Source organism: uncultured Campylobacter sp. (assembly GCF_938030815.1).
Lineage (GTDB): Bacteria > Campylobacterota > Campylobacteria > Campylobacterales > Campylobacteraceae > Campylobacter_B.
The window spans coordinates 1-3,473 of sequence record NZ_CALHII010000054.1; the positions used below are offsets into that span (position 1 = coordinate 1).

At 58.5% G+C, this 3,473-nt stretch carries 2 protein-coding genes and 1 pseudogene; all 3 read right to left on the minus strand.

Annotated features, from left to right (window positions below; translation table 11 throughout):
- A pseudogene (locus tag Q0277_RS01940) lies at positions 1-1,877 on the minus strand (UbiD family decarboxylase domain-containing protein); the annotation flags it as partial.
- 9 nt (positions 1,878-1,886) lie between these two features.
- Positions 1,887-2,876, minus strand: a complete 990-nt coding sequence (locus Q0277_RS01945) for a hypothetical protein (protein ID WP_297995048.1) — start codon at positions 2,874-2,876, stop codon at positions 1,887-1,889.
- Positions 2,876-3,473, minus strand: a 598-nt coding sequence (locus tag Q0277_RS01950; protein WP_297995051.1) for a hypothetical protein, incomplete at its 5' end; no start/stop codon positions are given. The genes Q0277_RS01945 and Q0277_RS01950, both read right to left, overlap by 1 nt.

The window sequence follows — 3,473 nt, forward strand, 5'->3', positions numbered from 1 at the left end:
TCGCCGAAGACGTTGTCCCCCAGGTCCACGCGGGAGAAGACCTCGGCCTTGACCTTCTCGGTGGGCTCGACCTCGATGTCCGAGTACCGGGCCAGTCCGGTACCGGCGGGGATGAGCTTACCGAGGATGACGTTCTCCTTGAGCCCGAGCAGCGGGTCGGACTTGCCGTTCATGGCGGCCTCGGTGAGCACGCGCGTGGTCTCCTGGAAGGAGGCGGCGCTCAGCCAGGAGTCCGTGGCCAGGGAGGCCTTGGTGATCCCCATGAGCTCGGTGCGCCCGGAGGCGGGCTTGCCGCCCTCGGCAACGACGCGACGGTTCTCGGCGCGGAAGTGCATGACGTCGACCAGGTCTCCCTGAAGGAGATTGGTGTCCCCGGCCTCCAGTACGGTGACGCGGCGCAGCATCTGACGCACGATCACCTCGATGTGCTTGGAGTGGATGTCCACGCCCTGCGAGCGGTAGACGTCCTGCACCTCGTCCACCAGGTGACGCTGAGTGGCGCCCACGGACCGCAGGCGCAGAACCTTCTTGGGGTCGACCGGCCCCTCGGTGAGGGCGTCGCCCGGCTCCACGTGATCGCCGTCGGTCACCAGCAGGCGCTGACGACGCGACACCGGGACCAGCAGGTCCTCCTCGCCGTCGTCGCGAGTGATGATCAGGCGCTTGCCGTCGGCGTCGTCCTCGATCTTGAGAGTGCCCGCGGCCTCGGCCACGGCAGCCTCGCCCTTGGGTGTACGGGCCTCGAAGAGCTCCTGGACGCGAGGCAGCCCCTGAGTGATGTCAGCGGCGCCCGCCGCACCACCGGTGTGGAAGGTGCGCATCGTCAGCTGCGTGCCGGGCTCGCCGATGGACTGGGCGGCGATGATGCCGACGGCCTCGCCGATATCGACGCGCTTGCCGGTCGCCAGTGAACGCCCGTAGCAGGCGGCGCAGGTGCCGACGGCGGAGTCGCAGGTCAGCACCGAGCGGCACACGACCTCCTCGATCCCGGCATCAATGGCCTTGGAGACAACGGCCTCGCTCAGATCGGTTCCCGCGGGGATGACGACATTGCCCTCGGCATCAACGGCGTCGCGGGCCAGCGTCGTGCCGTAGACGGTGGTCTCCAGGATGTCGGAGACCTCCCGGACGCGCTCGTCGCCCTCCTCCCTCCAGGACACCAGGTGCTTGGTCAGGCCCTTGCGGGTGCCGCAGTCGTCCTCGCGGACGATGACGTCCTGGGAGACGTCCACCAGGCGCCGGGTGAGGTATCCGGAGTCGGCGGTGCGCAGCGCCGTGTCCGCCAGGCCCTTGCGGGCGCCGTGGGTGGCGATGAAGTACTCCAGGACGCTCAGGCCCTCGCGGTAGTTGGACTTGATCGGGCGCTCGATGAGGCGCTGCCTGGGGTCGGCCACGAGCCCTCGCATACCGGCGAGCTGGCGGATCTGGTCCCAGTTGCCGCGGCCGCCGGAGGCCACCATCTGGAAGACGGTGTTACGCTCGGGGAAGTTCTCGCGCATCGCCTCGGCGACCTCGGTGGTGGCCTTAGTCCAGATGTCGATGAGGGACTTGTAGCGGTCCTTGTCGGTCAGGGCGCCCATGCCGAACAGGCTCTCGATCTCGGCGGCGATCTCGTCAGGTTTGCGGCCGAGGATTAAATTTAACGCAGAAGATGAGCCGGAAATATTGCTTAGCACCGGCGGCATCTGTTTGCCCTGCGCGTTTCGCACGTTCGTAAAAAGCAGCGCCTGCGAACGCTCTTTTTTGACCTCGATATAGCTTGCGTGCGCGATCTCAAGCTCGGTGCCGATCTGCTCCTTTACCTCGCGCAATAGCCCGTTTTCGTAAAGCCTCTTTATCCAAAAATTTCCGTTTAAAATTTCATCAAATCTCTGCATCCGCTGCCTTTAAAAAAATAGATTTTTTTCTTGCGGTTTTTGATTTAGAAGCTGCAAGATCGCGCTCTTTTCCGCAAAAACCAGCGCGTAGTGAAACTCGGGCAAGCTTTTTAGCGCGCTTAGCTTATTGAAGCGAAAGTCGATCTTGGTGCCGTCCAATCGGTCCTCCCAGCTAGCGCAGACGATAATTTTTTCGCGGAATTTTGCCCGCAAAAACTCCGCCTCGCGCGCAAAAAGCTCAGGATCGCTCTCGGCGATAAAGGCGCGGTAGCTTCCGCCGAGCGAGCTAACGTTAAAAAATCGATCCACAAAAATCGGCTCAAAATGGCCGAATGCGCTTAAGTTTTGAAATTTAAAGGGTATGTTTTTGCGCGAGAGATACTCGATCACGCCGCATAGCTCGGGCAAAAACAGCTGCGGAAAGATTAAATTTGAATAATAAAGTCCGCCGAAAACGAAGCTGCTGTAAAATATCGAGCCGCCGTAAAGCAGCCTAAAATCGTCGCTCGTGGGGATCCGGACGGGCGAGATACCGAGGCTTTGCAAAAGCTCGCCGTCGGTGGTGAAGTAGGTATTTTTCTCTTTGGCATTCAGCAGACTGATGAAAAGCTCGCCCTTGCTGCGCGGCGCAAACATCAAATTTTTCGGCACGCTCGTGTAACGTAGTATCTCGCTTTGCACCTCGTTTATCAGCACGAAGCCGTGCCGCCACGTCTCGCCCAAAAATTTTATCAGCCGCACGAGCGCCGAGCATAAATTTTCGACCTTTATAAAGGCGATCTCGTCGTTAAGCGGCTTGAAGTTGTTATCGAAAATGATCGCGTACGCGCCGTTATCAATCGCGGTGCGCACATCGCGCTCGTTTGCGCCGAGTGCGATGAAAGCGCCCTTTTTCGCAACCTTTGCAGGCTCGATCGCAAAGCTCTCGACCGCGGAGATCGCGGGATTATTTAGCATCGTTCCGTTTACGATACGGGTTAAATTTAATAAATTTACCATTACGACTTCCCTGCGGCAGAGCTTTTAAAGGGCACGCTCTTTGCAGCACGGCGCGGCTGTTTCGCAGTAGATGCGGAACTTGCGATGGTTACGACGTCGTCTTTTGTGGCGGCTGCGGTAGGCGTAGCAGTATTTTTTGCGGTACGGCGAGATTTTGCGTTCTGAGATGCGCTTTTAGCGGGTATCGCTTTTGCGCTTGGCGCGGAAATTTTATTTTGCGCGGCGCTTTTGGTGGATGCGGATTTAGCTACGGAGGTTGATTTTGCAGTGGATATAGGGGCTACATTTGCTGCGATACTTTTAGCGGTCGATGCGGTTTTTGCGATAGGTGCGGATTTTTTAGCCAGCGGAGATCTTTTTGCAGGCACGCTTTTTGTTGCTGCATTTTTTTTAGCAGAGATGCTTTTGGAAAGCAAGGCGTTTTTTTTGACATTCGCGCTAGAAATATCTGCCGTGCGCTTTCTGCGCGGTGTGACGCTTGCATTAAAGCTCTCGCCATCCACGCTCGTATGCTTTTTCGAGCGCTCATCCGCAAATTTATCGGTGCGTGAAAACGAGCGCACAACCGCGCGCACGCCGAGTTTTGCACATTTTAAA